The organism is Thiomonas sp. TH-17 (assembly GCF_057473305.1).
Window position 1 is genome coordinate 1 of record NZ_JBYCKI010000036.1, and the last position, 4339, is coordinate 4339.

At 61.6% G+C, this 4339-nt stretch carries 3 protein-coding genes; all 3 read right to left on the reverse strand.

From position 1 onward, the window contains the following. A partial coding sequence (locus tag AC2VLV_RS02780; protein ID WP_486988524.1) for a biotin/lipoyl-containing protein occupies positions 1-384 on the reverse strand: 384 nt, incomplete at its 3' end. A gap of 117 nt (positions 385-501) precedes the next feature. Beyond that, positions 502-3354, reverse strand: a complete 2853-nt coding sequence (locus tag AC2VLV_RS02785; protein ID WP_486988525.1) for a 2-oxoglutarate dehydrogenase E1 component — start codon at positions 3352-3354, stop codon at positions 502-504. A 251-nt stretch (positions 3355-3605) separates the two neighbouring features. Continuing rightward, on the reverse strand, positions 3606-4160 hold the full coding sequence (locus AC2VLV_RS02790; protein ID WP_486988526.1) for a hypothetical protein: 555 nt from the start codon (positions 4158-4160) through the stop codon (positions 3606-3608). Positions 4161-4339 lie beyond the last annotated feature (179 nt).

A 4339-nucleotide genomic window follows, 5' to 3' on the forward strand; every position in this document is an offset into this window, starting at 1 on the left:
AGCCGGAGCCGGAGCCGGAGCCGGAGCCGGAGCCGGAGCCGGAGCCGGAGCCGGAGCCGGAGCCGGAGCCGGAGCCGGAGCCGGAGCAGCCGGTTCAGCCGCCTTGACTGGCGCCACGGGCAAGGGACTGGTTTGCGGTTTGGCTTCAGTGTCGATCTTGGCGATGACTTCGTCGCTGGTCACCGACGCGCCGTCGTTCTTGACGATCTGCGCCATCACCCCGGCTTCGGGTGCAGGCACTTCGAGCACCACTTTGTCGGTCTCGATTTCAATCAGGATTTCATCCTGCGCCACGGGTTCGCCTGGCTTTTTCTTCCAGGTCAGCAGGGTGGCTTCCGCCACGGATTCGGAGAGTTGGGGAACTTTGATGTCGATCAGCGCCATGATGGATTCCGGTATTTTTAAGGTGGCCGCGTGAAGAAAACTGCGCAGCCAGTGAACGGTGTCAGAGGATTTTTTGTGGGTTTCAGGGCGGCTGGTACACGCGCCGCCCGTCATCAATCAGCGCGTCAGCACATAGCCCTTGAGCTTGCCGAAGGCCGCGCTCAGAAGCTCCTTTTGCTGCTCGGCATGTTTGGCGTAGTAGCCCACCGCGGTCGATGCGGAGGCGGGCCGTCCGGCGTAACCGAGCTTCTGCCCTTCGAGCATGTTTTCGTGGATGTGATGCTGTACAAAGAACCACGCTCCCTGATTCTGCGGCTCGTCCTGGCACCACACGATGTCGCGCGCATTGGGGTAGCGCTTGACTTCAGCCGCAAAGGCCTTGTGCGGGAAGGGATAGAGCTGCTCCAGGCGAATGATGGCCACATCGTCGATCTTGCGCTCGGTACGCGCCGAGAGCAGGTCGTAATACACCCGCCCGGTGCAGGCGACGATGCGCTTGACTTTATCGGCCTGCAGTTCTTCCACCTCGGGCATTACGACCTCGAAGCGGCTGTTCGCCAGATCAGATAGCGGCGACTTGGCATGCGGGTGCCGCAGCAGAGACTTGGGCGTCATGATGATGAGCGGCTTGCGGAAGGGCCGCAGCATCTGCCGCCGCAGCAGATGAAAAATCTGCGACGGGTTGGTCGGCTGGCAGACCTGCATATTGGTTTCGGCGCAAAGCTGCAGATAGCGCTCCAGACGCGCCGATGAGTGCTCCGGCCCCTGCCCTTCGTAGCCGTGCGGCAGCAACAGCGTCAGGCCGCAGGCGCGGCCCCACTTCACTTCGCCAGCCGAGATGAACTGGTCGATCAGCACCTGCGCACCATTGGCGAAGTCGCCAAACTGAGCCTCCCAGATCACCAGGGTGCGGGGGTCGGCGGTGGAGTAGCCATACTCGAAGCCGAGCACGGCTTCTTCCGACAGAATGGAGTCGATCACGGTGAACGGCGCCTGCCCTTCGGCGACGTTCTGCAGCGGGATGTAGGTGCCGACGTCCCACTTTTCGCGGCTTTGGTCGTGCAGCACCGAGTGGCGATGGCTGAACGTGCCGCGACCGCTGTCTTCGCCCGACAGTCGCACAGGAAACCCGTTGGACACCAGCGAGGCGAAGGCCATGTGTTCGCCCATGCCCCAATCCAGCGGCATTTCGCCGCGGCCCATCTTGGCGCGGTCGGCAATCACCTTTTCCACCAGCGGATGCAGCTTGAAATCCGGCGGAATGGTCGTGATGCGCTCGGCCAGCCGCTTGAGCTCGGTCATCGGCAGGGCCGTGTCGGCGCTGTCGGTCCAGCGACGGTTGAGGTAGGGCGACCAGTCGACCGCGTACTTGCTCTTATAGTTGGTGAGTACCGGCTCCAGGCTGACGCCCGACTCCATTTCAGCGCGGAATTCGTGCACCAACTGATCGGCATCCGCCGCGGCGATCACCCCTTGGCTCACGAGACGGTCTGCATAAACCTTACGCGCGCCCGGATGCGCCGCGATCTTTTTGTACATCAGCGGCTGGGTGACGGCGGGGGTGTCCTGCTCGTTGTGGCCCAGTTTGCGGAAGCAAACGATATCCAACACCACGTCGTGATGGAACTGTTTGCGGTAGTCGAGCGCCAGACTGGTCGCAAAGGCCACGCTCTCAGGATCGTCGCCATTCACATGCAGGATGGGCGCCTCGATCATTTTCGCCACGTCGGTGCAATACAGCGTGGAGCGCGTATCGCGCGGATCGGACGTGGTGAAGCCGATCTGATTGTTGATCACGATGTGCACCGTGCCGCCCGTGGTGTAGCCACGGGTCTGCGCCAGCGCCAGAGTTTCCATCACCACGCCCTGCCCGGCAAACGACGCGTCGCCATGCACCAGCACCGGCAGCACGGTTTCGCCGAGCGCGTCGCCGCGCCGATCCAGCCGCGCCCGGGTGGAACCTTCGATCACCGGATTGACGATTTCGAGATGGGACGGGTTGAACGCCAGGCTCAAATGCACCGGCCCGCCAGGCGTGGACACATCGCTGGAAAAGCCCTGGTGATACTTCACGTCGCCGGACGGCAGATCGTCAGCGTGCTTGCCCTCGAACTCGTCGAACAAGTCCTGCGGCCGTTTGCCCAGAGTGTTGACCAGCACATTGAGGCGGCCGCGGTGCGCCATGCCGATGACGACTTCCTGGATGCCCAGCGCGCCCGCGCGCTGCACCAGCGTGTCCATCGAGACGATGAAGCCCTCGCCGCCTTCGAGCGAAAAACGCTTCTGGCCAACATATTTGGTCGCCAGATAGCGCTCCAGCCCTTCGGCAGCAGTCAACCGTTCAAGCAAATGCTTTTTCGCCTCGGCATCGACATCCGGACGCGTTCGGGTGGACTCCAGCCGCTGTTGCCACCAGCGTTTCTGGTCCTGATCGCTGAGGTACATGAACTCGGCGCCCAGTGAGCCACAGTAGGTTTCGTGCAGGTTGTTGAGCAGTTCGCGCAGCGACAGATTCTCGCGATCGAAAAAGGTGTTACTGACGTTGAACACGGTTTCCAGATCGGCATCTGTGAAGCCGTAGAACGACGGATCGAGATCGGGAATATTCGGCCGCTCGGTGCGTTTGAGCGGGTCGAGATCGGCCCAGCGCACGCCCACATTGCGGTAAGCGGCAATCAGTTGCTGCGCGGCAACCCGTTTACGCGCTAGATCACCATCGGCCACCGCTTGCAAGGTGCGGATCGGGCCGGATTTGGCGCGCTCGGCAAAGGCCGACACCACAGGAGCATGTGGCACATCGCGCGCATTGCTGCCGTCGAGCGCGGGCACATGTTGCAGCGCATCGAAGTATTCGCGCCAATGGTCGGGAACCGAACCGGGATTGGAGAGATAGCTCTCGTACATCTCTTCGACATACGGGGCATTGCCGCCGAAGAGATAGGAATTGGCTTTGAATTTCTGCATCAACATATGCGCTCACAGTCTGCCGGGCACCCCGGCGCTCAGTGGGAAAACATCCTTCCGCGGCTCGGGCTGCCCGATTGGCGGATTGCGGCTTTAGAAGGGCCTAGCTCAAAAGAGCCTGAACACACTCTAGCACGCAGTTTTGATGCAGCGCAAAGCAGGGATGTAAGTGAGCGTTTCTGCAAGGATCAGCCAATTGGCGCTGCCCCGGGCCATCGACACCGCAATCGCTTGGGCTTGCAAGTCAAATCAAATGCTTACCATGCACCCATCCGCAAAAAAAGTAGCGCACGGCTAGCGCAGGCCTGCTGAACGCACATCGGTCTCATTGCCAGCAGTTCGCTTAACGAGGACACCGTCATGCCCATCAAAACTTTGACACGACGCTTTGTTGTATTTCCCCTCCCCGCCCTGCTCCTCGGTGCCTTGCTGCTGACGGGGTGTGGCGGTGGAGGTAGTTCGACCGCCAACCCATCGGCGGATCCAAACTCCGCCACGACGCCGAGTTCTACGACCCCGAGTTCTACGACCCCGAGTTCTACGACTCCGAGTTCCACGACTCCGAGTTCCACGACCCCGAGTTCCACGACCCCGAGTTCCACGACTCCGAGTTCCACGACTCCGAGTTCCACGACTCCGAGTTCCACGACGCCGAGTTCCACGACGCCGAGTTCTACGACTCCGAGCACCACGACTCCGAGTTCCACGACGCCGAGCACCACGACTCCGAGTTCCACGACTCCGAGTTCCACGACGCCGAGCACCACGACTCCGAGTTCCACGACGCCGAGTTCCACGGCACCCAGCAGCACCACATCCAATCCAAGTTCTACATCGCCGTCTGCCCCTACGAACAATGTGGGCGTCGTCAATGTCGCCGCACACGCGCTGAAGGTCGATGTGGCGGGCATCGGCACGTCTCCCATGACCACGCCCCCGGTCAACACGCCTGCAACGGGTTCCATCATTCTGGTGCAGGTACTCACGCAAA

What these genes read in the sequence shown, in the direction of transcription:
- AC2VLV_RS02785 (WP_486988525.1), bottom strand. Translation starts at nt 3,354, where the DNA reads ATGTTGATGCAGAAATTCAAAGCCAATTCCTATCTCTTCGGCGGCAAT.